Below are 24,096 nucleotides of genomic sequence, written 5' to 3'. Positions count from 1 at the left end.
GCCGTTGCATGAGCGACTGGCTACCGGAAACACCCCTGCTGTTCTATCCCTCGCTGGCGCATAAACTGGGCAGCGACGAAGCGCTGTTGCTGTTTATCTACCGTGACTATGCCCGCCATGCCGGCATGCAGGCAGAGGATGGCAGCGTGGAGTGTATTCTGCCGAAAGCCCGCTGGCTGCAACTGGCCGGTTTCTGGAGTGAAGAGCGCCTGCGAACTGCCAGCGAAAGCCTGGCACGTCAGGGCTGCCTGCAGATCAGTCTGAATCAGGGCGGCAGTGTACGTCTGCGTCTGCTGCCCGAGCCGGCACCGGAGGCCAAACCGGAACCGACCCCGGCCGATGATGCTCACGCACCCGGCGCTCCCCAGGCAGCCGAAGCGCAAACCGCGCCGGTCAACCGTTTGCCTGTGTATGACACGCCACCACCTCCGCCACCGCCGCCGCGTGGCAATATGATCGACCGCAAGGGACCGGCTCCCACCTTTGGTGGCAGCATTGGCTGGCGCCGTCACAAGGATGAGTTGCAGGCGATCTTTGAACAGGCGGAAGAGCGCAATCAGCAGCTGCACCCGATGCAGCTTGGCTGGCGCCCTTCGGATATGTTCCACGCCATGTTGCCGCGCCATTCCATCCCGGTGGATTTTGCCGAAGCCTGCCTGGATGAGTTTGTCCTCTATTGGCTGGACAAGGACCGCAAGGAGAGTAACTGGGATCAAAAGTTCCTCGCCTGGGTCAAACGGGAATGGGTCAAGAAACAGACGCGGGATGCGCGCGAACAACGCTACGAGCAGGATCGCGCACCCATGACAGGGGGCAGTAATGAAAACACCCGCCGAGATTCTCGGGAAAAACGCAAACGGATTACCGCAGCCATCATGGACATCAAGGACACCGACTGGTGACTCCGGTGCCGGGCGTGAGCAATCACGCCAGGCGCAAACCATCAGCCCGCAGACCAAAACCCTGGTCAACATGATCTTTGCCCGCTTTATGGCGATCTACGGGCACAAATTCAAAAGCTGCTTTGAAACCGAGGACGAGCTTCGCATTGCCAAACGCGAATGGGCGCTGAGCCTGGCCGGCTATACCGAGTCCGAGCTTGTAGCGGCGGTCAATCGCTGCAAGGAGAGCACTGCCTGGATGCCCAGCATCGCCGAGTTTCTCAGTATTCTGCGCGATATAAATGGCGACTTCGGCCTGCCTGGCCTGCGTGATGCCTACATGGAAGCCTGCATGCATGCCGATCATCCGGTGCGTCATCACTGGAGCCATCCGGCGGTCTATCATGCCGGTCGCGAAACCGGCTGGTTCCTGTTGCGCACCGAAGAGGAAAGCCGGGCACTGCCGTCATTCCGTTATCACTATGATGTGATCTGCCGCCGTGTACGTGAAGGTGAGGACCTGGATCAGCCGGTGCCGCCGGCGCTGGAAAACAAACAGGCCAATACGGTGGCTGACTTCATTCAGGCATTTACCGAGGAGCATGCATTGGCACCTGAGGAGGGCGCCAGTCTGCTGTACTACCTGACCCTGCCGGAAGGCACCCGCACGCGGGCGCGGCTGTATCGTCAGGCTCAGGAGAAAGCGGATCAGCGTGGCCTGGGCATCCAGTTGCCGGCAACCACGCGGGACCGCGCTAAAGACTGATCAGTGTTGTGGGGCCGGGGTACTGAAGCTCTGGCCAAACATCTCGCCAATAGCCTGTTCCAGCGCGGGGCTGCGCTCAGGCTGACGGAATGCCTGCAGCAACAAGGCACGGTGAACCGGCATGAACATCAGCTCGGCCAGAATGCGGCTGAAACCGGCCTGTCCTGCCTCACCCTGCGCCAACTGTTCCAGGAACAGATTCAGTACCCTGGGTTCCAGCAACGCTGACTCGCAGCGAGTGGCAATTACCGTAATCACTTCAGCCTTGGCCGCGTGGGGGCTTTGCAGTACCTCTGTGACCCAGGCCTGCTTGGCCAGTTCATCGGCAATATTCGACAGCGCACGAGCCAGTGCGGCAACGCGGTTGCTGTCATCGCCCTTCAGTGCGGCCTGCAGCAAGGCCAGCAGTTCCTTTTGTACGGCGGGGGCGGGCTGAACATTTTCCAGCAGTGGGCACAGGTTCTCCAGTACCGGAGCTGGCATCTTGGGCAGCTTGCGGGCCAGTGCTGCGGCGTTGCCATCCTGATCCAGACGCATGCTGATATCCGCCAGGCCCTGGTACGCCAGAGTCGGCCAGTCATCTTCGGGCAACTGGTCATGGAACCAGGCATGGGCGCGCTCGTAATGTGACGAGGCCGCCGTTTTCATCTCCTTGGAGGCCAGGGCATGAAAGGCAGCCATACGGCCCTGCTCGGGGGTGAACGAGTAGGGATTGTCCTTGAGGGCATCCTCGTCCAGTTGGCCATTTTTGCTGTTGACCACGTTCTGGATCAGGCGCTTGAGCAGGTCATCCCGGGCAGCCGGAGCGACCAGCCCCTGCTCATCCAGCGGCAGGCGCAGGAACCAGACCGCGTTTTCCTGCTTCTGCTTCGGGTTCCAGATCAATACCGCCACCCAGGCCAGATGCTGGAAAGGTGTGGGGTAGGGCAGTTTGGAGTCTTCAATGCGCTGGAACTGGTCCAGGGAGAGTTTGCTGATACGGCGCCCCATATCGAAGACGCGCAGTGCAGCACCGGTCGAGCGCAGCAGTTCAGTCAGGGATTGAGGCATAGCAGTTTCAGCAGACATAGGGTTCCGAATCACAGCGGGTTAACGGGAAGCGCAATTTTACCAGTTTTGTACCCGGACGGCATGGGACTTCCGGGGGGGAGGCTGTGGTAAATTAGAGGGGCAGCCCCAGCGAAAAGGATTGAAACCGAATGATACTGACGTTGCTCTTTGCCAGCGCCATGTTGTTGATCAGCATTGTTTTAAGCCCATTGTCGAACCGCCTGGGCATGCCGGTGCTGTTGCTGTTTCTGGTGGTGGGTCTGGTTGCGGGACAATCCGAATGGGGCATGCTGATGTCGGCGGATGTCTCCAGCACCTTTCTGGTGGGGAATCTGGCGCTGGCGGTGATTCTGCTCGATGGCGGCATGCGCACCCGCATTGAAACCTTCAGGGTTGGCCTCAAGCCAGCATTGACGCTGGCCACGGTGGGCGTACTGGTAACCGCTTCGCTGGCGGGGCTGGCAGCCTACTGGATTCTGGGCTTGCCCCTGCTGCACGCACTGTTGATCGGTACCATCATCTCCTCGACCGATGCGGCGGCAGTCTTTGCCCTGTTGCAGAACCACGGCCTGCGCCTTAACCAGCGTGTCAGCGCTACCCTGGAGATCGAGTCGGGCAGCAATGACCCGATGGCGATCTTTCTGACCATTATCCTGCTGGAATTGATCACTCGCGAAACACCACCCGGCCTGCCGGAAGCCGTGGGTCTGTTGATCACGCAGCTGGCACTGGGTGGGCTTGGCGGCTTGGGCGGTGGCTGGTTGCTGTCGCGGCTGCTTAACAGCCTGCAGCTTCAGCCGGCCTTCTATCCGCTGCTGGTAACGGCAACCGGCCTGAGTGTATTTGCGGCCGTTACGCTGCTGGATGGCAGCGGCTTCCTGGCGATCTATCTCATGGGCATCTGGGTCGGTAACCATGGTCTGCGCAAGATGGACGATATTCTGCAGATACATGACGGCCTGGCCTGGCTGGCTCAGCTCAGCCTGTTCCTGATGCTGGGTCTGTTGCTTTCGCCACACGAGCAGCTGACGCTGTTGCCTGAAGGGCTGGCACTGGGGGCTATTCTGATTCTGGTGGCGCGCCCGCTGGCGGTGTTTCTCTGTCTTTGGCCATTCAAGTTTCGCTGGCCTGAGCTGCTGTTCATTGCCTGGGTGGGGCTACGTGGTGCGGTGCCGATCGTGCTGGCGCTGTTCCCGTTGATGGCGGATGTGGAAAACGCCGCCATCTTCCCCACCATCGCCTTTATCGTGGTGGTGCTGTCGTTAATGTTGCAGGGTACTACGCTTGCCCGTGCGGCGCGCTGGCTGAAACTGGAGCTGCCGGCGGAACCGGGGGCCCTTCAGCGCACCAGCCTGGACTGGTCCACCGAGCATAACCACCGCCTGATGATTTTTGAGCTGGACGGTGAGCACTGGACACCACCACGCACGCTGAAAGGAGTGCGGTTGCCGGCGGATGTGGTAGTGACGGCGGTGCTGCGCAAGGATATGTTGATGCCATATGAGGCTGACCTGGCACTGCAAACCGGGGACAAGCTGGCAGTAATTGGTGCCGAAGACACCGAGGTTAAGCTGGCCAAACTGTTCAGCTCGGTGACATCGATACCGGCACTGAAAGAAAGCACCTTCTTCGGTGCGTTCGAACTTAACGGCAGCGTCGAGCTGGATGCTCTGGCACAGAACTTTGGTGTGCAGATTGATGATGCGATCAAGCAGCAGAGCCTGGATTACTATATTCAGTCCTGTTTGAAGGCGCCGCCGGTTGAAGGCGACAGGGTGAGCCTTGGGGCGATCAACCTGGTGGTGAAATCGGTTGAGAATGGTCAGGTGACGCGAGTAGGTCTAAAGTTCTGATGCCGCGCACTGACAGTTCGGGTGTTAAATGGTTTAATGCGCCCGAAAAAAGCCTGTGGATAAGGGAGTAATGCGTTGATAGAAGCGGTCTGGATCACGTTTGCCTTCGGCCTGGGGATGGGCGTCAAGCTGGTGGGGTTACCACCGCTGATCGGCTACCTTGCGGCAGGGTTCGCCATAGTGGCGGCCGGCGATATGGCGGGTATTGAGGTAGAAGGCACTGAAGCACTGAGCCATATTGCTCACCTGGGTGTATTGCTGCTTTTGTTCACCGTGGGTCTCAAGTTGAAAGTGCGCAACCTGGTCAAGCCGGAGGTGATCGGCGGCGGGGTGATGCACTTTGGTATCTCCATTCTCCTGTTCACACCGGCGATCCACTGGATTATGGGTCTGGAGTGGATGACGGCGCTGATGCTGGGTATCGCCCTGTCATTCTCCAGTACGGTGCTGGCGGCCAAGGTGCTGGAATCCAAGCGTGAGCTGCGTGCCTTTCACGGCCGTGTCGCCATCGGTATTCTGATCGTTCAGGACTTGTTGGCGTTGCTGGTAATGGCGCTGGCCAGTGGCAAGACACCCTCCGTCTGGGCGCTGCTGGTGTTCGGCATTCCGCTGCTGCGACCGCTGTTTTACAAGCTGCTGGATATCAGTGGCCACGAGGAACTGCTGGTCCTGCTCGGCCTGTTGCTGGCGCTGGTGATTGGCGGCAAGGGCTTTGAGCTGGTCGGTCTGAGCTCCGAGCTTGGAGCACTGGCATTCGGTGCGCTGCTGGCCAACCATCGCCGTGCAGGTGAGCTTTCTTCCTCGCTCTGGAGTATCAAGGAAGTTTTCCTGGTGGGCTTCTTCCTGCAGATCGGCATGGGCGGTTTGCCGGATGCAGATGCGCTGGTGTTTGCCATCGTGATGGGGCTGGTGTTGCCGCTCAAGGGCATCCTGTTCTTCTTCCTGCTGTTGCTGTTCAAGCTGCGTGCGCGCAGTGCTTTCCTGTCCGGGCTGAGCCTGACCAACTACAGTGAGTTCGGCCTGATTGTGGCCAGTATCGTACTACCGGAGTGGCTGGTGCCGCTGGCGATTGCCGTCTCTGTGTCCTTCCTGGTATCAGCACCGCTATACCGTGCAGCACACCCACTGTATGACCGTCTGGGTACCTACCTGACGCGCTTTGAACGTGAAGGCTTCCACCCGGATGAGCAGCCGCTGTCGCTGGGTGAGGCGGAGATTCTGGTGATTGGCATGGGTCGAACCGGTACCGCAGCCTATGATCATCTGGTGCCGCGTAACATTCCCATGGTGGCGGTGGATTCTGACCCGGCCAAGGTGGATGCGCATGCCAAGGCGGGCCGCAATGTGGTGTTCGCTGATGCCGAGGATGTGCAGTTGTGGAAAAACCTCAAGGCGCCCAAGCTCAAGCATGTGATTCTGGCGGCCAGTGATGTGGAAGCCAAGGTGACGGCAGCGCGTCAGTTGCGTCAGGCCGGTTTTGAAGGCGTGATTGTGGCTCACAGCATGTTTGCTGATCACGCCGATGCGATCACCAAAGCCGGTGCGGATCATACCTACCAGACCATGGCCGAAACCGGTGTGGGTCTGGCCGAGCATATCTTTACGGCGGTCAAGAAGCGGGAAGAGGGGACGGCTTAAGTCGCCCCGCTTACGCGGACGGATCGTCCTTTTTATCAAGGGCTGCCTGTTCAGGGTGGCCCTTTTTTGTGGGCTCGGGAGAGGTTTTGTCCTGGGCTTTTTCCAGCAGGACCAGCATGTATTCCAGCTGGTGTTCGATGTTATCCAGGCGGTTTTCAAGGCGGGTAATGCGGTTCAGGTTCTGGCGTTCCCGCTCGGCAATCTGGCCTTCGTCCTTTTCGATAAAGAAGACCGAGAAGCTGGCCGTCAGCAGCGAGAACATGCAGATCCCGATCAGAATCAGCAGGGAGCCGAACAAGCGGCCTTCGTTGGTGCTGGGAACAATGTCACCATAACCCACCGTGGTCATGGTGACCCAGGCCCACCAGATACCGTCCAGCGGTCCGTTGAAGGCGGGGTCCAGCGCTGCAATCAGAAAGCCGGAAATGAACAGGAACAGCAGGCAAACCAGCAGGGTCGTGCCCAGGTTGTGGCGTGCCAGAATGGAGCGCAGGTCACGGGAGACCTTGAACAGGATGCCCAGCATCACCAGCAGACGCAGGGAGCGGATGGCGCCGGCATAGAAGCCGTAGGCGCCCCACAGAGCTGGCAGACCCGCCAATATGATCAGTGGACTCATCCAGTTGGACTTGAGGTAGCGGGCGCGATCATCCACGGCATAGAGCATGATCGCGAGCTCGCCGATAAAGCCGATCCAGATCACCCAGTCGGTGAGCTGGTGAAAGCTGTCCGACACCACACCGTCGGTACGCAGATACCAGTCCACCAGAATCCACATGGCCAGCAATAGCATGGGCCATTCCAGACGTTTACTCCAGCGCTTGGCGCGGGCATTTTCCTGAGGGCTGACGCCGCCGAACCCAAGCCGGAACAGCAGCGAATGGTGTCGTTCGTAGCTCATCGCGGCGGCTCCAGGTTCAGTGACGGGTGCTTAGCAGACCATCCAGCTGTTCCAACAGCCCCAACAGGCGGTCAGTGTCTTCTTCATACTGCTTGAACACTTCTTCTGCCATGGGATGAATCTGGCTGTTCTGCGGCAGTGGCAGTTCACGCGCAATCATCTGTTCCAGGCGAGGAATCAGCAGCCATTGAACCCATTCACTGAAATCGAGGGTATCGACACAGAAGGGCTGGGTGCTGGCCAGAGCCTCGTCGCTGGGCGGTTGTGCCGCCCAGCGATCGATGGCTTGCATTTCGGTACGAATCTCGACCAGGATCTGGCTGACTTCGTGAGCGCGTGACATCAGGACTCCTTGCGTGCAGCTTTCAGGGTATCGGCGATCAGGAAGGCCAGTTCCAGTGACTGGTCTGCATTGAGACGCGGGTCGCACTGGGTGTGGTAGCGATCGGCCAGGCCTTCTTCTGTGATGCGGTAAGCGCCGCCGATACACTCGGTGACATCGTTACCGGTCATCTCGAAGTGCACGCCGCCAGCGTGGGTACCTTCGGCGTTATGCACTTCGAAGAAGCCTTTCATCTCCGCCAGAATGGCATCGACGCTGCGGGTCTTGTAGCCGCTGGATGCCTTGATGGTGTTGCCGTGCATGGGATCGGAGCTCCAGACCACATGGTGGCCACTGGCTTTAACCGCGCGGACCAGCGGCGGCAGCAGTTCGGTGATTTTGTCGGCGCCCATGCGCGCGATCAGCGTGATGCGGCCCGGGATCTGGGCCGGGTTCAGAATATCGAGCAGGCGCAGCAGGTCATCCACCTGAGTGCTGGGGCCAACCTTGATGCCGACCGGGTTACGCACACCGCGCAGGAATTCCACGTGGGCATGATCCGGCTGGCGGGTACGGTCGCCGATCCACAGCATGTGGGCAGAGCAGTCGTACCAGTCGCCGGTCAGGCTGTCCTGACGGGTCAGCGCCTGTTCGTAACCCAGCAGCAGTGCTTCGTGTGAGGTGTAGAGGCTGGTTTCCTTCAGCTGAGGGGTGTTTTCCGAGCTGATGCCACAGGCTTCAATGAACGCCATAGTCTGGTCGATCTGAGCGGCCAGGTGCTGGTATTTCTCACCCTGGGGGCTCTGCTGCACGAATCCCTGGGTCCACTGGTGCACCTTGTGCAGGTCGGCAAAGCCGCCGGTTGCGAAGGCGCGCAGCAGGTTCAGCGTAGCGGATGACTGGTGGTAGGCCGACAGCAGACGCTGTGGATCAGGTGTACGCGCACCGGCGGTAAAGTCGATGTCGTTGATGATGTCGCCGCGGTAGCTGGGCAGCTCGATGCCGTCGATGGTTTCGGTATCGGAGGAGCGAGGCTTGGCGAACTGGCCAGCCATGCGGCCGATCTTCACCACCGGACAGCTGCCGGCGAAGGTCATCACCACCGCCATCTGCAGCATCACCTTGAAGGTGTCGCGAATCTTGTTGGCGTTGAACTCGGCAAAGCTCTCGGCGCAGTCACCGCCTTGCAGCAGGAAGGCCTTGCCTTCAGCCACCTGGGCCAGTTCGTCAGTGAGTGAGCGGATTTCACCGGCAAAGACCAGCGGCGGATACTCACCGAGCACCTGCTCTACCTGATACAGGGCATCCTGATCCGGGTAGGTGGGGTGCTGTTTGATCGGCTTGCTGCGCCAGCTGTCGGGAGTCCAGTTTTCCATCTTTGCTACTCACTGCTTGGTTTTCGGTTAGGAACCCCCGATGGTAACGCAAAACAGCGGGTTTCGGCAGCCTGCAAGCCGGCCTGAGGTCAGGAAATACGCCATTCCTGTCAATTATCGCAGCCTTGAGGGTTGATTGAGCTCGGCAGGCTGAAAAGCGAGCCGTTATAATGCCGGCTCGACCTTCCATATTTGCACGGAGACAGAATGACAGCACAGGTTTTCCATGTGTCGCCTTCCTATATGCGCCGCCAACAGGCACGTCAATTCACCTGGCTGCTGGCCATGCTGGGGCTTGTCGCATTCAGCCTGTACTACCTGGCGCAGTCACTGGGCGGGCCGCTGGTGATCGCCGAGCTGCTGGTGCCGGTATTGGGTGTTCTTGCCTGTTCGGCCTATGCTGCCAAGCTGGTGATGCAATTGCGCGTGGGCAAGCGGGCCTATCCTGATGTGAGCTGGGATCCGGCACAGGAAGTGCTTTCGCTGCAGCAACCGGAAGGGCTGGTGCGCATGGCGGTGGCCGAAATTCTCAGTGCCCGTGTTCAGGTGGGGCTGGGGCGAGTGCTGGCGCTGACGCTGACAACAGATAACGGCGAGCAGCTGCGCCTGGAGGGCTATGAAGCCCTGGATGAACTGGTGGAGCTGCTGGAAAGCCGCATGCCCGAGGGGCAGGTCGTACGCACACGTCTGCGCTATTGATGCATCAAACTGTGAGTGCAGCGCCCGGACTCAGGCGCTACGGATACCGTTGAGGTTCTTGAAGGTGACTTCGCGTGCGGTGTTGAGGAAGTCGACCATGAAGTCGGCCTCCTTCTGGTCTTCACGCATGGCGGCATAAAGGGTACACCAGAGCCCCTTTTCGCCCAGCGGACGTGAGGCGATGTAGTTACGCTGCAGGTACTCATAGGCGGCCCAGTTGGGCAGTGCCGCTACACCACGGCCACTGGCAACCAGTTGCATGATCATCACGGTCAGCTCGGAGGTACGGACTTCCTGAGGCTCGACACCGGCCGGGTCGAGGAAGCGGGTAAATACATCCAGCCGATCCTGCTCCACCGGGTACATGATCAGGGTTTCCTCGGCCAGGTCTTCCGGACTGACGAAACGTTGACTGTGCAGGCGGTGCTGACGTCCCATCACCAAAACAGACTCGTAACTGAACAGCGGCACGTAATGGATGCCGGTGCGCGGTTCCGGATCCGAGGTAATCACCAGATCCAGGTCACCACGGCTCAATGCAGGCAAGGGCTGGAAACTGAAGCCTGTGGACAGGTCCAGTTCTACCTCGGGCCAGTGCTGGCGGAAGTGATCGATGGTCGGCATCAGCCAGTCGAAGCAGCTGTGACATTCGATACAGATATTCAGGCGACCGGCTTCACCACCGGCCAGACGGGAAATATCCCGTTCTGCACTGCGTACCATGGGCAGCAGGTCGTCGGCCAGTGCAAGCAGTCTTTGCCCGGCACTGGTGAAGCAGATGGGACGCGTTTTGCGGATGAACAGGGAGCAGTTCAGGCGTTCTTCCAGATCCTTGATCTGGTGAGACAGCGCAGACTGCGTAAGGTGGATGCGCTCGGCGGCTTCCACCAGGCTACCGGCGTCGCGCAGGGCGGCAAGCGTTTTCAGGTGACGAATCTCTATCATGCCAGGGTCCCGATCCCGAACGTGTTGCCCAGTATAGTATCGATGTGAGGTGTCGTGCGAGCTTGGCCGGGCAGGCTGCAGCCTGCCCGGAGCACACTCAGGATTTGACCAGCAGGAATTCCAGCAGCGCTTTTTGTGCGTGCAGGCGGTTCTCGGCTTCGTCGAATACCACGGAGCGTGGGTCTTCCAGCATGTCTTCGCTGACTTCTTCACCGCGGTGGGCGGGCAGGCAGTGCATGAAGATGGCGTCTTCTGCCGCATGATCCATCAGCTCGGGGCTGACCTGGTAGCCGCGGAACTCGCGAATACGTTCCTTCTGCTCATCTTCCTGGCCCATGGAGGCCCAGACATCGGTCACCACCAGGTGAGCGCCTTTGACAGCCTCTTCGGGGCTTTCAAAGATACTCACCCGGTCGCTGTTGCGATTGACCAGGTCTTCGTTGGGTGCGAATCCTTCGGGGCAGGCGACGTTCAGCTGGAAGTCGAACTGGCGTGCCGCGTTGATGTAGGAGTTGCACATGTTGTTGCCGTCACCGACCCAGGCAACTGTCTTGCCCTTGATGGAGCCGCGGTGCTCGATAAAGGTCTGCATGTCAGCCAGCAGCTGGCAGGGGTGGAAGTCATCGGTCAGTGCGTTGATGACCGGTACCTTGGAGTAGCGTGCAAAGCTTTCGACCAGCTCGTGGCTGAAGGTACGGATCATGACCACGTCGACCATGCTGGAGATGACGCGGGCGCTGTCTTCGACCGGTTCGCCACGGCCCAGCTGAGTGTCGCGGGGTGACAGGAACATGGCGTGGCCACCGAACTGTGCCATGCCGGCTTCGAAAGAGACACGGGTACGGGTAGATGCCTTTTCGAAGATCATGGACATGACCTTGTTTTTCAGCGGCTCGTAAGTCTCGCCGGCATTACGCATCTGCTTGAGAATGATGGCGCGCTGGACGATCTGTTGCAGTTCGTCGGGCGTCATGTCCATCAGGGTTAAGAAATGTCTTGTACTCATAAATTGGTATGGTCGGCGATCGTTCGGACCGCCGGCTCCCGTTCAGGGTTCAGGTTTAAGGATTCGGTGCGGTGTCGAGTTCTTCACCTGCGTAGACACGAACCAGTTGGGATACGGTGCTGACCAGAAGGTCGGCTTCATGATCGGTCATGACCAGAGGCGGCAACATGCGGATAACGTGTCCGCCGCCGGTAATATTGAGCAGTACACCCTTGACCTTGGCCAATACGGCCAGCTCGGTGCCTGCTTCGGTCAGTTCGATGCCGATCATCAGGCCCTTGTTGCGGATCTCGCGAACGAAGGGGGCATCGCCGATCTCGGCGCGGAAACCATCGCAAATACGCTTGCCCAGTGCTTCGGCGCGGGCACAGAGGCCATCCTGCACAATGGTATCGACGACCGCGATACCCACGGCACAGGCCAGCGGGTTGCCGCCAAAGGTGGTGCCGTGGGCGCCGGGCATGAACACTTCGGCTGCCGCACCACGAGCCAGACAGGCACCGATCGGGAAACCGTTGCCCAGGCCTTTGGCGGTGGTCACCACGTCGGGCAGAATATCGGTGTGCTGGTAGGCAAAGAACTGGCCGGTACGGCCGTTGCCGGTCTGTACTTCGTCCAGCATCAGCAGCAGCTGGTGCTCATCACAGATGGCGCGCAGCTGGGCCAGGTAATCATCGGCCGGAATGTGAACGCCACCTTCACCCTGGATCGGTTCTACCAGAACAGCGACCACGTTGGGGTTGTTGCTGGCGACCTGACGTACAGCTTCGGCGTCGTCGAAGGGGACGCGGACAAAACCACCGACCAGGGGCTCAAAGCCCTGCTGAACGGCGCGGTTACCGGTTGCGCTCAGGGTTGCCAGGGTGCGCCCGTGGAAAGACTGCTCCATGACAATGATGGTCGGGGTATCGATGCCGCGGGCATGGCCATGGCGACGGGCCAGCTTGATGGCAGCTTCATTGGCTTCGGCACCGGAGTTGGCAAAAAACACATTCTCCATGCCGGAAATACGGGTCAGGCGCTCGGCCAGTTCTTCCTGCAGCGGAATGGTGTACAGGTTGGAACAATGTATCAGTTTGCCGGCCTGCTCGCTGATGGCGCGGGTAACCGCTGGATGGGCGTGGCCCAGTCCGGTAACGGCGATGCCACAGAGTGCATCCAGATAGCGGTTGCCGTCGGTATCGTACAGCCAGGAACCTTCACCACGTTCAAAGGCGACTGAGAGCCGGTTGAAAACGTTCATCAATGGCTGGGTTGCCATGGGGCATCTCCCTACAACGCAAAAAGGCAGCCTTGGCTGCCGATAAAAGAAACATTCTATGGGGCGCAAGGGCGTTTGGCAATTGAATAGACCTTAACCTGGATCAGGCAGGCGACACTTTGATTGAAAAATCAAGCCTTGGCCCCAACAATATAAGGAGAGAAGCCGCAGAATTCAGTTAAGTTGAGTGAAATGCTGGGGTATATGTTAGAATGTCCGCTGGCTCGGACCCAAGATTTGAACTAAAAGGTGTATCCATGAGTGTAGTTGAAAACATCAAGGAGCAGATCGAGAACAACGCGATCCTGCTGTATATGAAAGGCACGCCCCGTTTCCCGCAGTGTGGCTTCTCTTCCCGTGCGGTTGAAGCCGTGATGTCCTGTGGCGAGCGTTTTGCCTTCGTCAACATTCTGGAAAACCCGGATATCCGTGCCGAGCTGCCCAAGTATGCCAACTGGCCGACCTTCCCCCAGCTGTGGATCAACGGCGAACTGGTCGGTGGCTGCGATATCATTTGCGACATGGCCGCCAGTGGCGAGCTGAAGGAAATGATTGAGGCTGCGGCCAAGGACGATGAAAGCGCCTGAGGCCAGCATCGTGACGGAATAAAAAAACGCGCTCAATGAGCGCGTTTTTTTGTGGCTTGCCCGCGCTGTTTATTCGCGGGTATCCAGCACCATGTCCCAGCCGCCCATGTCCTTCCAGCGGTTGACGATGGCGCAAAAAAGCTCGGCCGTTTTCATGGTGTCGTACAGGGCTGAGTGCGCCTGTTCATTGTCAAAGTCGATACCGGCGATATCACAGGCCTTGGCCAGTACGGTCTGCCCATAGGCGAGGCCTGCCAAGGAAACGGTGTCGAAGGTCGAAAACGGGTGGAAAGGGTTGCGCTTGCTGTCGCAACGTTCCGCCGCGCTGGAAACAAAGCTGTGGTCGAAGTTGGCGTTGTGGCCAACCAGAACAGCACGTTTGCAGCCGTGAGACTTGATCGATTTCCGGATTGGCTTGAAAATCGTCTCCAGCGCTTCTTTCTCGCTGACCGCATTGCGCGCTGGGTCATCAGGGTCGATGCCGGTGAAGGCCAGTGCCGAGGGCTCAAGGTTAGCGCCGGGGAAGGGTTTTACGTTGGCGTCGTAGCTCTGATCGATCATCAGGTAGCCATTCTCGTCCATGGTGAGCGTAACCGCAGCGATTTCGAGCAGGGCGTCGGTGCGCGGATTGAAACCGGCTGTTTCGACGTCGACGACTACGGGCAGAAAGCCGCGAAAGCGGTCAGCCATGGGGTTGGGAGAGCCATGATGATGAGCCACAAAAATCCTTACTTGCAAGTTGTAAATGACCGCAGGCATTCTAACAGCCTGACTACGGGGGTCAAAACGGCAGTTTAAAGGACTGCTGCCTTTGGCCGATAGTTTCTGTACCACCAAGCCCACCGGGAGACACGATCCTTGATTTTGCGCTGTTCCGCACTGCTGATGCTGTTGATGCTGCTGCCGGTGTCGGCCCAGGCCGTGGTCTTTCGTGCCTCCATCGACGAGTCGGTGTGGGAAATGGAAACCTCCCGCTTTTTCTGCCGCCTCAGTCAGGCGGTGCCGGCGTTTGGTCGTGCCGTATTTGAGCACGAGGCGGGGGAGCGGCTGCGTTTTGAATTGCGGCCCACGCAAAAATATCAGCTTGATGGTGAAGCCCGTCTGATTGCGCGCGCCTCGCCCTGGCAGCCCGGTGTCGCACCGGTCAATCTGGGGCGTGTTGAAATCAGTGCGGAAAGCGGGGGCTTCAGTCTCGGCAGTGAGCTGGCCAACGCCATGCTGGTGGCGCTGCACAAGGGGATGACGCCGACCTTTGCCAGTGATGAATGGTTTGATACCAATGAGCCGGTGGAAGTCGGCATTTCGGCAGCCAACTTCCAGTCCGCCTACGATGATTACCTGGGCTGTCTGACGACCCTGTTGCCGGTGAATTACCGTCAGGTGGCACGCACTGCTGTACTCTTTCCATCTGCGGCCTGGCGCCTGTCAGATGCTACCCGTGAGCGTCTGGGTCTGATTGCGCTCTATGTGAAAACCGATGACAGCGTGAAGTCGATTTATGTGGATGGCCACTCCGATAACTACGGCCGCCGTCTGCTTAACCGTGACCTTTCCAAGAAGCGTGCCGAAGAGGTTACCCGTTATCTGGTCAGTCAGGGGATTCCCGAAGACATGATTACGACCCGTTATCACGGTGAGCGTTATCCGGTGGTGCCCAATACCAGCGCGGAAAACAGGGCGCGCAACCGTCGCGTGGCCATCCGCCTGGAGCGTGAGTAGCAAAGTTCAGTGCGGCAATGCTTTCTGTTATAGTATGCCGCAATTGTGCCGAGTGAATTTTCCTGGCCGGGTGTGCGTTCTGTCATCCGGCGCTTTGTTTCTGGAGCAGCAACATGTCCGATATTAAAAAGGTCGTTCTGGCGTATTCAGGCGGTCTGGATACTTCTGTAATCGTGCGCTGGTTGCAGGACACCTACAACTGCGAAGTGGTGACCTTCACAGCCGACCTGGGTCAGGGTGAAGAAGTTGAACCTGCGCGTGCCAAGGCTGAAGCCCTGGGCGTTAAGGAAATCTACATCGAAGACCTGCGCGAAGAGTTTGTGCGTGACTTCGTTTTCCCGATGTTCCGTGCCAACACCATCTATGAAGGTGAGTACCTGCTCGGCACGTCTATCGCGCGTCCGCTCATTGCCAAGCGTCTGATTGAAATCGCCAACGAAACTGGTGCCGATGCCATCTCCCACGGTGCGACCGGCAAGGGTAACGACCAGGTACGTTTCGAGCTGGGTGCCTACGCGCTGAAGCCGGGCGTCAAAGTGATCGCGCCCTGGCGTGAATGGGATCTGACGTCCCGTGAAACCCTGATGGCGTACTGCGAAGAGCGTGATATCCCGGTTGATTTCAGCTCCAGCAAGAAGAAGTCTCCGTACTCCATGGATGCCAACCTGCTGCACATCTCCTACGAAGGCGGCATTCTGGAAGATCCCTGGGCGGAAGCTGAAGAAGACATGTGGCGCTGGAGCGTCAGCCCGGAGCAGGCTCCGGATGAGCCGACCTACCTGGATCTGACCTACCGCAAGGGCGATATCGTTGCCATCGACGGCAAGGAAATGACGCCGGCAACTGTGCTGGAATACCTGAACAAGGTGGGTGGTGCCAACGGCGTTGGTCGTCTGGATATCGTCGAAAACCGTTTCGTCGGCATGAAGTCCCGTGGCTGCTACGAGACGCCGGGGGGCACTATCATGCTCAAGGCGCACCGTGCCATTGAGTCCCTGACTCTGGACCGTGAAGCCGCTCACCTGAAAGACGAACTGATGCCGCGTTACGCCAAGGTTATCTACAACGGCTTCTGGTGGTCTGAAGAGCGCAAGATGCTCCAACAGATGATCGACTTCAGCCAGCGTAACGTAAACGGCGAAGTACGCGTCAAGCTGTACAAGGGTGCTGTGACTGCTGTAGGTCGTCGTTCCGAAGACAGCCTGTTTGACGAAAGCATTGCAACCTTTGAAGACGATGCCGGCTCTTACGATCAGAAAGATGCTGAAGGCTTTATCAAGCTGAACGCCCTGCGCATGCGTATCGCTGCCAGCAAGGGTCGTAACCTGCTTGAAGACTGATCCCTAGTCGATCAGTACGTGATAAAGGCCATGTCGGCAATGCCGGCGTGGCCTTTTTCGTGCCTGTATAAGCTAAGCTGCTGTTGCGGCGTGGCTTTTGCCTCTTCAGGAATGCTCGTGCTATGTTCCGGTATCAACCGGTTAGTGTAGGCCTATGGATACTCTTTTCTCAGGCAAGTCGGCCCTGATTCTCGACAGTCATCTGGATGACCTCCAGCGGCTGCGTGAGATTCTGTCCGGCTTAGGGGTCAAGGACGTAATGGTTGCGTCCTCGGTCAATATGGCGCTGTCCATCTTGCGTGAACAGCCCGTAGACCTGTGCTTCATGATCTATGATCTGGGCAAGGGGGAGAAGAACGGTCTGCAGGTGCTGCATGAGTCCCAGGCCGAGGGTATTCACCGCTTCACCACCAGTTATGTGCTGGTATCGTCGCCGGAAACTTCAGAATTTCTGTTTGGTTCGCTTGAGTACTCCCCGGATCTCTGTATCAGCAAACCCTATGACTCCGCGCGTATTCGATTGAGTCTTGAAAAGCTGCTGCGTCTGAAGCATACCCTGCAACCTCTTTATGAGCTGATGGATCAGCAAAAGTGGGTGGAAGCGCTGGCCTTGTGTGACCGCAATCTGGAGTTCTATCCGGCCCTGAAGGTTTTCCTGCTGCGTCTCAAGGGCATCATGCTGCTGCGTCTGGAGCACTATCAGGCTGCTGCCGAGCTGTTTAACCAGATGCTGGAAATGCGTGATCAGCACTGGATGCGGGTTGGGCTGGGCGTGGCAGCCTATCGCCAGGGTCAGTTCGACCTTGCCCAGCAAAGTCTTAATTCGGTGATTAATCACAACCAGCTGAGTCTGGATGCCTTCAACTGGCTGGCCCGCCTGTATCGGCTTCAGGGCGAGTGGGGGCAGTCCATGTCACTGTTGCGCAAATCGGTCATGCTGCAGCCTTCGGTAGCCGTGTTGCAGGCAGAGCTGGGCAATGTGGCAGCACGTCTGCAGGACTGGCGCATAGCGGTTGATGCCTTTCGTGCGGCAGTGCGTTATGGCCGCTATTCCGCATATCAGCATCCCGATTACTACTTCGCACTGGCACGCAGCCTCTGTGAATACATGGAAGGGCAGCAGGGCAGTTTTGCCCAGGATAGTGAGCGTGACGCACTGCTGACGCTGGAGCAGGCGGTGAATGACTTCCGCCAGGACCCGGTGGCGCTATTCCGCTCACGCCTGCTGCAACATGACATTCTCAGACGTGTTGGGCAAAACCAGCGGGCAGAGCAGGCTGCCAGGGATACAATGGCGCTGTTTGAATCACTGCCGCTGGATGAACAGGCGCTTTGGGTGGATCAGCTTACCGATGGTCTGGAACGTTCGGCCATGGCGGGGTCTGTGAGTGCCTTGCGTCAGGAGCTGACGCGTAAAATGGTGAGTATCGACTGGGCGCGAAATAACCTGTCCGGGATGATGTACTTTCGCAAGGGCGAAGTGCTCAAGGCGCGCAACGCTTTTGTTGAAGCACATCGAGGGCAGCCGGAAAATGCCAGCATAGGTCTGAATCTGGTTCAGGCAGACCTGGAACTGATGCGTCGTGGGCAATCAGACGACCTTGCAGAGTCCCTGCGCCGCTGTGATGACAGCCTCTTCGGCATTCAGTATGCCGCTCTGTCTCCTCGCCAGCAGCAGCGTCATCAGGGCTTGGCTGATCGCCTGTCCGAACTGCTGTCGCAACAGCCGATGCATCAGAACAACTGATCTTCTTCCCGCAAAAACAGCTCGTCGCTGACTTCGTTACTTTCTTTTCCCATTTCTTCTTCACCACCGGCCAGGGTACGGGCAACCTTTCGGCTCAAGAGTTTGCGCTGGGCTTCCGGTGGCAGGTCGGTAAAGCGAATCACCTGGCGTTCGGTCAGGGTGTCAATCAGGTCTTCCAGAATACGGATGGTGGATAGATCCGAGTCTTCCAGGTAATCCGTTGCACTGCTGACGGTTGAGGCATCCAGAGAGAGAAAGCCGAGTACGTCCGGGTCGGCAGCAGAAACGGGGATGGCGCCAGGGATGTTACGGTCGGTTAATGCGGTGATATTGCCGTCATTATCTTTAAGTGCATATAGCATGGGAAAAAACCTGGTCTAAGCTGGTTGTAGAGAAGTGTAGTCAGAGACGCCTCTAAAGTAACCGTAAAAGAACTTTGATTGAATTCAAACACTTGTTAGAGTGTGTTTTTTATCTGGATTAACGGCATGGATGTTGAACAGGACCCGCTACTCAGCTGTCTTGTATGGCTGACAAAACATAATAAACGCCCGGTGTCCGCACAGGTTTTAACGGACGGTCTGCCCTTGGTGGACGGTCGACTTACGCCCAAGCTCTTCTTGAATGCGGCTGCGCGTGGTGGTTTTGCTGCCAAGCTGGCTGAGCGACGTCTCGATCATATTTCCGAACTGCTGCTGCCAGTGGTCCTGCTGCTGGAAGATGAACGTGCCTGTATCCTGCAATCGCTGGATCTTGAGGCCAAGGAAGCCGAAATTATCGAGCCTGAGAGCGGCGGCCTGGTGCGCATGTCGCTGGAAAAGCTCAAACAGGCCTATACAGGGCATGTTATTTTTGTTCGGCCTGAGTATAAAATGGGTGACCGTTCACGGCGCGAATATGATGACCGTGACGGACACTGGTTCTGGAGCACCATCTGGCGCTCGGCCCGCATCTACCGCGACGTTATCCTTGCCTCCCTCCTGATCAACCTGTTCGTGCTCGCCAACCCCCTGTTCGTGATGAACGTATATGACCGGGTTGTGCCTAACCATGCTGAAGAAACCCTCTGGGTGCTGGCGGCCGGGGTATTGGTGGTCTACCTGTTCGATTTCGGTTTGAAGTTATTGCGGGCCTATTTCATCGAAGTGGCCGGTAAGAAATCCGATGTGCTGCTGTCATCGCGGCTGTTCGAAAAGGTGATGGGCACACGCTATGACTCAATGCCCAATTCGGTCGGTGCCTTCGCCAGCAACTTGCGTGAATTCGACAGCATCCGTAATTTCCTCAGCTCTACCACCAACACCGTGCTGATCGACATCCCGTTCATGGTGCTGTTCCTGCTGGTGATCAGCTGGATTGGCGGGCCTTTGGTGGTGGTTCCGGCAGCGGCGATCCCCATTATTCTGATCTATGCATTGATGGTCCGGCCCTCACTGCGCCGCTCCATCGAGCGCACCTTCAGTTCCACCGCCCAGAAAAACGGTACTCTGGTCGAGTCGCTGACCGCGATGGAAACCCTTAAAACCCAGCGTGCCGCCAGCCCCATGCAGGAGCGCTGGGAGGAATCGGTGGGGTATATCGCCCGCTGGGGGCTGCGCTCCCGCATGCTGTCCTCGTCCGTGGTCAATGTAGCCACCTTTGTGCAGCAGCTGGCCTCGGTCCTGCTGGTGATTTTCGGCGTCTACATGATCATGGATCAGACCCTCTCCATGGGTGGGTTGATTGCCTGTGTCATTCTCAGTGGCCGTGCCATTGCGCCACTGGCACAGGTGGCCAGCCTGATTGCCAACTATGAGCAGTCCCTGAAGGCGTTGAAAACGCTGGATGAAATCATGGCGTTGCCGGACGAGTTCGATGGCGAGCGCCGCTATATCCACCGTCCCGAATTGAAAGGTGCCATCGAGTTCAAGGAGGTGGATTTCACCTACCCGGGTACGGAGTACGGTGCCCTGCATAAGCTTTCCTTCCGACTGGAAGCGGGTGAAAAGGTCGCGCTGATAGGGCGTATAGGTTCCGGTAAAAGCAGTATTCAAAAACTGCTGTTGGGGCTGTACCAGCCATCTGATGGCGCCATCGAAATTGACGGCATCGACATGCAGCAAATTGCGCCCTCTGACTTGCGTCGCAGTGTGGGCTACGTGCCTCAGGACGTGATGCTGTTTGCCGGTACGGTACGTGACAACATCACTATCGGCCTGCCCCAGGCCAGCGATGAACAGATACTCCAGGCGGCGCGCCTGGCCGGTGTCGAGTCTTTTGTGAACAAACATCCCCTGGGCTTCGATATGCCGGTCGGCGAGCGCGGCAGTGCGCTATCCGGTGGCCAGCGACAGTCGGTGGCCCTGGCGCGCGCGCTGTTGCATGACCCCTCGATCATGGTGCTCGATGAGCCCAGCAACTCCATGGATAACGCCTCTGAAGATGCATTGCGGCGTCAGCTGAAAAGCTTCATGGGCGACAAGACGCTGCTGATGGTGACGCACAAGATGTCGCTGCTGGATCTGGCGGATCGACTGATTGTGGTCGATGCCGGGCGCATTCTGGCTGACGGTCCCAAGGACAGTGTGCTGGAAGCACTTAAACAGGGTCGTTTGCAGGTGAGGCGCTGAGGTTTATATGGCAAAGCAGAAACTGAAGCACTCGGAAGATATTCGCTACGCCTCCAGCATCAGTGAGGCCATGCTGGAGCAAACGCCGCGCGGTGCCAGCCTGTTGCTGTGGGCCGGTGCACTGTTCCTGGCGCTGGCCATTGCCTGGGCCAACTGGGCCAAGCTGGATGAGATTGCACGGGGTGAAGGTGAGATTATTCCTTCCCATCAGCTGCAGGTGGTGCAGAACCTGGAAGGGGGCATCATTGCTGACATTCTGGTACGCGAAGGCGAGCTGGTGGAGCAGGGAGATATCCTCATGCGCATTGAGGACAAGCGGTTTGCCAGCTCATTTATCGAAAACCAGGTGCGGCGCTGGGAGTTGAAGGCGCGTTCGGCCCGCCTGATGGCGGAGGCCGGTAATACCGAGTTTTCCGAACCCGAGGGCTTCCCGGAAGAATATGTCAGCCTGATCGAGCAGGAAAGACGCCTGTTTCAGGCCCGACAAAGCGAATTGCAGACTAACCTGTCAGTACTGGAACAGCAGCGTGAACAGCGTGAGCAGGAGCTGGTTGAGGCCAAGAGCAAAAGCGATCAGCTGAGGCGCAGCCTGGGGCTGCTGCTACGTGAAGTGCGCATCAGTGAACCGCTGGTAAAAGAGGGTGTGATTTCGGAAGTGGAACACTTGCGGCTGCGCCGTCAGGTGAATGATCTGCGTGGTGAGATCTCCTCAATTGAGTTGAGTGTGCCGCGTATCGAGTCGTCCATCAGCGAAATCAATCAGCGCATGGAAGAGATGGAGCTGCAGTTCCGCAACCGTGCCCGCAGTGAACTGAATGAAGTTGTACCCGAGCAGGTGCGTATGGAACAGGCACTGACCGGCATGCAGGACCGCATCAGCCGTACCGAAGTGCGGGCACCCATCAAGGGCACAGTAAAGCAGTTGATGATCAACACCATCGGCGGGGTGGTGAAGCCGGGTGACCCCCTGCTCAGCATCGTGCCACGGGGTGACAAGCTGCTGGTGGAGGCGCGAATCAAGCCTTCCGATATCGCCAACATCCGCCTGGAGCAGCCGGCAGTGGTGAAGGTGAGTGCGTACGACTTTGCCATCTATGGCGGCCTGGATGCGAAAGTGGTGTTTATTTCGCCGGGCACAATTATGGATCAGGAAGCCAAGGTGCCCTATTACCTGGTTCGCCTGGAAACGGAGCGTCCCTACCTGGGGACTCAGGAAGCACCTCTGCCTCTGATGGCCGGGATGACGGTGAGCGCGGATATCCTCACGGGTAAGAAGACCGTGATGCACTACCTGCTGAAGCCGATCAACCGAGCCAAGGAGCGGGCTCTCACGGAGCGATAACATGAGACTGTTGATTCAAGCTGAGCGGAGCGATCTGCAGCAGCGTTGGCAAGATGCCCTGTTACAGGCGGATGTCGAAATAGCGGTTGTGCCCTGTGGGACCCCGCCACAGCAAGACGATCTGGTGCTGGTGCACTGGAGTGCACTGTCGGGTGAGCAGCGCAATGCCCTGCTGGCCTGCGCCAAAACAAGTCGCCTGATCCTGCTGGTGGACCATCCCCTGCTGGATGAGGGGGAGGCGCTTTTGGCGCAGGGCATCTATGGTTACGCCAATACCTTTATACAGGTGAGTTTGTTGCCGGACGTTGTGAGCACGGTGGCTCATGGCGACCTTTGGATCTGGCCGGAGTTGATGCAACGCTTGCTTAAGCGGTTGTTGCAACGGCCAGCAACGCCCCAGCCGGATATTACTGAGTGGGGGTTGAGTCAGCGAGAGCAGGAGGTGCTTGCTGAACTGGGAGCGGGCAGGAGCAATAAATTGATTGCTCGCAAGCTCGATATTACGGAACGCACGGTCAAGGCTCATGTTAGTTCGATACTGGAAAAAGTGGGCGTGCATGACCGGGTTGAACTAATTTTGAAACTACGCGGTGCGCAACCGCCACAATGAGAGCGAACAGGAGCAGGGATATGAATGTTAAGCATTCCGTGTTGGGGCTGGCCATGGGACTGGCGTTTTCGGGCTGGGCAAGCGCTGCCTCGCTGCAGGAAGTAGTCGCCGAAAATATTGAACACAACCCGCAGGTACAGGAAGCCTTGCACAACTATGCGGCAACTGTGCAGGGTATCCGTCAGGCTAAAGCCGGTTACTACCCAACCATAGATGCCACTCTGGGCTATGGCTACGAGTGGACCGATAAGGAAAATGGTGTTGATGACGTTGAGCTGAACCGACGTGAAGCCCGTCTTAATCTGAATCAGATGATCTTTGATGGCTTTGCCACCAGCAGTGAAGTGGCTCGTCAGCAGGCACAATCGGCTTCCCGAGCCAGTGCATTGAAAGACCAGGCGCAGCAGTATGTGCTGAATGCCAGTCGTGCCTATCTGGAAGTGCAGCGTCGTGAGCAGTTGCTGACGTTGGCCAAGGAAAGCCTGTATAACCACGTTAAAATTTACGACCAGATCAAGCGTCGCTCGGAGTCGGGCATGGGCACGCTGGCTTCCATTCAACAGGCTGAGGGCCGTTTGGCACTGGCCGAAGTGAACATGCTGGTGGCAGAGAACAACCTGAGAGATGCCAAGGCTAGTTATATGCGTGTAGTCGGTCAGCCGGTGCCCGAGACGTTGGAGCCTTTTGACAGCAGTAGCCTGATGTTGCCGGCAACGGTTGAAGAGGCGGTCAGCAAAGGTCTGGCCATGCAGCCGGTGGCGGTATTGGCACAGGCTGATGTGGAAGAGGCAATGGCACAGCGGGATGCGGCCAAGAGCCGTATGTCACCGCGTCTGGACCTGGAAGTCGAACGTCGCTGGGACGAGGACATTGATGGGGTAGAAGGTCAGGACGAAGACCTGACGGCCATGCTGCGTCTGCGTTACAACATCTATAACGGTGGTGGTGACCAGGCCCGTATCCGTCAGACCGAGTACCAGATCGGTGAAGCCCAGGCGATTCAGCGTGATGCCCAGCGTCAGATCCGTGAAAGTGTGGAGCTGTCCTGGAACGCGTACGATACGCTCAAGCGTCAGTCCGAGTATCTGGAGCGCCATGTGATCTCCAGTGAAGATACGCGTAACTCCTACCAGAAGCAGTTCGATATCGGCCAGCGCTCACTGCTTGACCTGCTGGATACCGAAAACGAAGTGTTCTCGGCCAAAAACCAGCTGGCGGATGCCCGTGTTGATACGGAAATTGCCAAGCTGCGTATCCTGACCGGTACCGGTGAGCTGCTGGAAGCGATGGAGATTCCGCTGCCGGAGATCGACGAGCCGATGATCACCGAAGAAAGCCAGATGGAAATGGCCGATTCCGGTCAATAATTGCATCCTTCGGCGCGGGTAGCTTAAAATCCTGCGCCATCTGAGGCCTTTTAAAGGGTTGCCATCTGGGCAGCCCT

Annotated in this window: 22 protein-coding genes; 13 read left to right on the top strand and 9 right to left on the bottom strand. The window is 58.0% G+C overall.

Annotation, left to right across the window (positions count from 1 at the left end):
• Nucleotides 1-8 precede the first annotated feature (8 nt).
• The gene (locus BW956_RS04060) at nt 9-902 is read left to right on the top strand and encodes a DnaT-like ssDNA-binding domain-containing protein (protein ID WP_076461031.1); all 894 of its coding nucleotides are present in this window, start codon (nt 9-11) and stop codon (nt 900-902) included.
• Complete coding sequence (locus BW956_RS04055) at nt 820-1,647, top strand: replication protein P (RefSeq protein ID WP_244894315.1); 828 nt, start codon at nt 820-822, stop codon at nt 1,645-1,647. Before BW956_RS04060 ends, BW956_RS04055 begins: the two co-directional genes overlap by 83 nt.
• Here the strand turns inward: BW956_RS04055 and BW956_RS04050 are convergent, their stop codons facing one another.
• Entirely contained in the window at nt 1,648-2,715 is a 1,068-nt protein-coding gene (locus BW956_RS04050; protein ID WP_076461027.1) for a DUF3549 family protein, read from the bottom strand. It abuts the gene before it with no gap.
• 131 nt (nt 2,716-2,846) lie between these two features.
• Here BW956_RS04050 and BW956_RS04045 point away from each other — a divergent pair, with 131 nt between their 5' ends.
• Together BW956_RS04045 and BW956_RS04040 are read left to right on the top strand one after the other, a co-directional pair.
• Complete coding sequence (locus BW956_RS04045) at nt 2,847-4,550, top strand: potassium/proton antiporter (RefSeq protein ID WP_076461025.1); 1,704 nt, start codon at nt 2,847-2,849, stop codon at nt 4,548-4,550.
• A 75-nt stretch (nt 4,551-4,625) separates the two neighbouring features.
• Nucleotides 4,626-6,188 carry a cation:proton antiporter family protein gene (locus BW956_RS04040; RefSeq protein ID WP_076461023.1) on the top strand — a complete coding sequence of 521 codons (1,563 nt, stop codon included), beginning with the start codon at nt 4,626-4,628 and terminating at the stop codon, nt 6,186-6,188.
• 10 nt (nt 6,189-6,198) lie between these two features.
• Here BW956_RS04040 and BW956_RS04035 read toward each other — a convergent pair whose 3' ends face one another.
• Genes BW956_RS04035 through BW956_RS04025 form a run of 3 tightly spaced genes read right to left on the bottom strand, consistent with a single transcriptional unit; the run spans nt 6,199 to nt 8,787 of the window.
• Complete coding sequence (locus tag BW956_RS04035; protein ID WP_076461021.1) at nt 6,199-7,089, bottom strand: potassium channel family protein; 891 nt, start codon at nt 7,087-7,089, stop codon at nt 6,199-6,201.
• A gap of 16 nt (nt 7,090-7,105) precedes the next feature.
• Nucleotides 7,106-7,432: a YqcC family protein gene (locus BW956_RS04030; protein ID WP_010325110.1), complete on the bottom strand. Its 327-nt coding sequence runs from the start codon at nt 7,430-7,432 to the stop codon at nt 7,106-7,108.
• A complete protein-coding gene (locus tag BW956_RS04025) occupies nt 7,432-8,787 on the bottom strand; it encodes a class II 3-deoxy-7-phosphoheptulonate synthase (RefSeq protein ID WP_076461019.1) in 1,356 nt (451 codons plus the stop codon). The genes BW956_RS04030 and BW956_RS04025 overlap by 1 nt, the downstream gene beginning before the upstream one ends.
• 207 nt (nt 8,788-8,994) lie before the next feature.
• Between BW956_RS04025 and BW956_RS04020 the strand changes: the two genes are divergently transcribed.
• Nucleotides 8,995-9,486, top strand: coding sequence for a hypothetical protein (locus tag BW956_RS04020; RefSeq protein ID WP_076461017.1), 492 nt, complete (start codon nt 8,995-8,997; stop codon nt 9,484-9,486).
• Nucleotides 9,487-9,516: 30 nt separating this feature from the next.
• Here the strand turns inward: BW956_RS04020 and BW956_RS04015 are convergent, their stop codons facing one another.
• From BW956_RS04015 to BW956_RS04005, 3 genes are all read right to left on the bottom strand, one after another.
• The gene (locus tag BW956_RS04015) at nt 9,517-10,431 is read right to left on the bottom strand and encodes a LysR family transcriptional regulator (protein ID WP_010325113.1); all 915 of its coding nucleotides are present in this window, start codon (nt 10,429-10,431) and stop codon (nt 9,517-9,519) included.
• Nucleotides 10,432-10,528: 97 nt separating this feature from the next.
• Nucleotides 10,529-11,437, bottom strand: a complete 909-nt coding sequence (gene argF / locus BW956_RS04010) for an ornithine carbamoyltransferase (protein ID WP_076461015.1) — start codon at nt 11,435-11,437, stop codon at nt 10,529-10,531.
• A gap of 55 nt (nt 11,438-11,492) precedes the next feature.
• Nucleotides 11,493-12,698, bottom strand: coding sequence for an aspartate aminotransferase family protein (locus tag BW956_RS04005; protein ID WP_076461013.1), 1,206 nt, complete (start codon nt 12,696-12,698; stop codon nt 11,493-11,495).
• 257 nt (nt 12,699-12,955) lie between these two features.
• On the opposite strand from BW956_RS04005, the gene grxD reads away from it, so the two are divergent.
• Nucleotides 12,956-13,285: a Grx4 family monothiol glutaredoxin gene (gene grxD / locus BW956_RS04000; RefSeq protein WP_010325116.1), complete on the top strand. Its 330-nt coding sequence runs from the start codon at nt 12,956-12,958 to the stop codon at nt 13,283-13,285.
• 69 nt (nt 13,286-13,354) lie between these two features.
• On the opposite strand, the gene rnt is transcribed toward grxD, so the two are convergent.
• Nucleotides 13,355-13,975 (bottom strand): ribonuclease T, encoded by a 621-nt coding sequence (rnt, locus tag BW956_RS03995; protein ID WP_029511311.1) that lies wholly within the window; start codon nt 13,973-13,975, stop codon nt 13,355-13,357.
• A 168-nt stretch (nt 13,976-14,143) separates the two neighbouring features.
• Between rnt and BW956_RS03990 the strand changes: the two genes are divergently transcribed.
• The 3 genes from BW956_RS03990 (at nt 14,144) to BW956_RS03980 (ending at nt 18,091) form a co-directional block, all read left to right on the top strand.
• A complete protein-coding gene (locus tag BW956_RS03990) occupies nt 14,144-15,004 on the top strand; it encodes a flagellar protein MotY (protein ID WP_010325118.1) in 861 nt (286 codons plus the stop codon).
• A 113-nt stretch (nt 15,005-15,117) separates the two neighbouring features.
• Entirely contained in the window at nt 15,118-16,344 is a 1,227-nt protein-coding gene (locus BW956_RS03985; protein WP_010325119.1) for an argininosuccinate synthase, read from the top strand.
• 154 nt (nt 16,345-16,498) lie between these two features.
• On the top strand, nt 16,499-18,091 hold the full coding sequence (locus BW956_RS03980) for a tetratricopeptide repeat protein (protein ID WP_076461011.1): 1,593 nt from the start codon (nt 16,499-16,501) through the stop codon (nt 18,089-18,091).
• Here BW956_RS03980 and BW956_RS03975 read toward each other — a convergent pair.
• Entirely contained in the window at nt 18,079-18,453 is a 375-nt protein-coding gene (locus tag BW956_RS03975; RefSeq protein ID WP_076461009.1) for a hypothetical protein, read from the bottom strand. The two genes, BW956_RS03980 and BW956_RS03975, sit on opposite strands and share 13 nt — an antisense overlap.
• 126 nt (nt 18,454-18,579) lie before the next feature.
• On the opposite strand from BW956_RS03975, the gene BW956_RS03970 reads away from it, so the two are divergent.
• From BW956_RS03970 to BW956_RS03955, 4 genes are read left to right on the top strand one after another with little or no spacing between them, the layout of a single operon-like run.
• Nucleotides 18,580-20,700 carry a type I secretion system permease/ATPase gene (locus BW956_RS03970; RefSeq protein ID WP_076461007.1) on the top strand — a complete coding sequence of 707 codons (2,121 nt, stop codon included), beginning with the start codon at nt 18,580-18,582 and terminating at the stop codon, nt 20,698-20,700.
• A gap of 7 nt (nt 20,701-20,707) precedes the next feature.
• A complete protein-coding gene (locus tag BW956_RS03965) occupies nt 20,708-22,042 on the top strand; it encodes an HlyD family type I secretion periplasmic adaptor subunit (RefSeq protein ID WP_076461005.1) in 1,335 nt (444 codons plus the stop codon).
• A 1-nt stretch (nt 22,043) separates the two neighbouring features.
• A complete protein-coding gene (locus BW956_RS03960; protein ID WP_076461003.1) occupies nt 22,044-22,652 on the top strand; it encodes a response regulator transcription factor in 609 nt (202 codons plus the stop codon).
• Nucleotides 22,653-22,672: 20 nt separating this feature from the next.
• Nucleotides 22,673-24,019, top strand: a complete 1,347-nt coding sequence (locus tag BW956_RS03955) for a TolC family outer membrane protein (protein ID WP_010325126.1) — start codon at nt 22,673-22,675, stop codon at nt 24,017-24,019.
• Nucleotides 24,020-24,096 lie beyond the last annotated feature (77 nt).

The sequence above is a fragment of the Marinobacterium stanieri genome (assembly GCF_900155945.1).
Classification (GTDB): Bacteria; Pseudomonadota; Gammaproteobacteria; order Pseudomonadales; family Balneatricaceae; genus Marinobacterium; species Marinobacterium stanieri.
The sequence above is the reverse complement of the archived record's forward strand: the minus strand, read 5'-3'. Positions and strand labels throughout refer to the sequence as shown.

What these genes read in the sequence shown, in the direction of transcription:
- BW956_RS04060 (WP_076461031.1), top strand. Translation starts at nt 9, where the DNA reads ATGAGCGACTGGCTACCGGAAACACCCCTGCTGTTCTATCCCTCGCTG.
- BW956_RS04055 (WP_244894315.1), top strand. Translation starts at nt 820, where the DNA reads ATGAAAACACCCGCCGAGATTCTCGGGAAAAACGCAAACGGATTACCG.
- BW956_RS04050 (WP_076461027.1), bottom strand. Translation starts at nt 2,715, where the DNA reads ATGTCTGCTGAAACTGCTATGCCTCAATCCCTGACTGAACTGCTGCGC.
- BW956_RS04045 (WP_076461025.1), top strand. Translation starts at nt 2,847, where the DNA reads ATGATACTGACGTTGCTCTTTGCCAGCGCCATGTTGTTGATCAGCATT.
- BW956_RS04035 (WP_076461021.1), bottom strand. Translation starts at nt 7,089, where the DNA reads ATGAGCTACGAACGACACCATTCGCTGCTGTTCCGGCTTGGGTTCGGC.
- BW956_RS04030 (WP_010325110.1), bottom strand. Translation starts at nt 7,432, where the DNA reads ATGTCACGCGCTCACGAAGTCAGCCAGATCCTGGTCGAGATTCGTACC.
- BW956_RS04025 (WP_076461019.1), bottom strand. Translation starts at nt 8,787, where the DNA reads ATGGAAAACTGGACTCCCGACAGCTGGCGCAGCAAGCCGATCAAACAG.
- BW956_RS04020 (WP_076461017.1), top strand. Translation starts at nt 8,995, where the DNA reads ATGACAGCACAGGTTTTCCATGTGTCGCCTTCCTATATGCGCCGCCAA.
- BW956_RS04015 (WP_010325113.1), bottom strand. Translation starts at nt 10,431, where the DNA reads ATGATAGAGATTCGTCACCTGAAAACGCTTGCCGCCCTGCGCGACGCC.
- argF (WP_076461015.1), bottom strand. Translation starts at nt 11,437, where the DNA reads ATGAGTACAAGACATTTCTTAACCCTGATGGACATGACGCCCGACGAA.
- BW956_RS04005 (WP_076461013.1), bottom strand. Translation starts at nt 12,698, where the DNA reads ATGGCAACCCAGCCATTGATGAACGTTTTCAACCGGCTCTCAGTCGCC.
- grxD (WP_010325116.1), top strand. Translation starts at nt 12,956, where the DNA reads ATGAGTGTAGTTGAAAACATCAAGGAGCAGATCGAGAACAACGCGATC.
- rnt (WP_029511311.1), bottom strand. Translation starts at nt 13,975, where the DNA reads ATGGCTGACCGCTTTCGCGGCTTTCTGCCCGTAGTCGTCGACGTCGAA.
- BW956_RS03985 (WP_010325119.1), top strand. Translation starts at nt 15,118, where the DNA reads ATGTCCGATATTAAAAAGGTCGTTCTGGCGTATTCAGGCGGTCTGGAT.
- BW956_RS03980 (WP_076461011.1), top strand. Translation starts at nt 16,499, where the DNA reads ATGGATACTCTTTTCTCAGGCAAGTCGGCCCTGATTCTCGACAGTCAT.
- BW956_RS03975 (WP_076461009.1), bottom strand. Translation starts at nt 18,453, where the DNA reads ATGCTATATGCACTTAAAGATAATGACGGCAATATCACCGCATTAACC.
- BW956_RS03970 (WP_076461007.1), top strand. Translation starts at nt 18,580, where the DNA reads ATGGATGTTGAACAGGACCCGCTACTCAGCTGTCTTGTATGGCTGACA.
- BW956_RS03965 (WP_076461005.1), top strand. Translation starts at nt 20,708, where the DNA reads ATGGCAAAGCAGAAACTGAAGCACTCGGAAGATATTCGCTACGCCTCC.
- BW956_RS03960 (WP_076461003.1), top strand. Translation starts at nt 22,044, where the DNA reads ATGAGACTGTTGATTCAAGCTGAGCGGAGCGATCTGCAGCAGCGTTGG.
- BW956_RS03955 (WP_010325126.1), top strand. Translation starts at nt 22,673, where the DNA reads ATGAATGTTAAGCATTCCGTGTTGGGGCTGGCCATGGGACTGGCGTTT.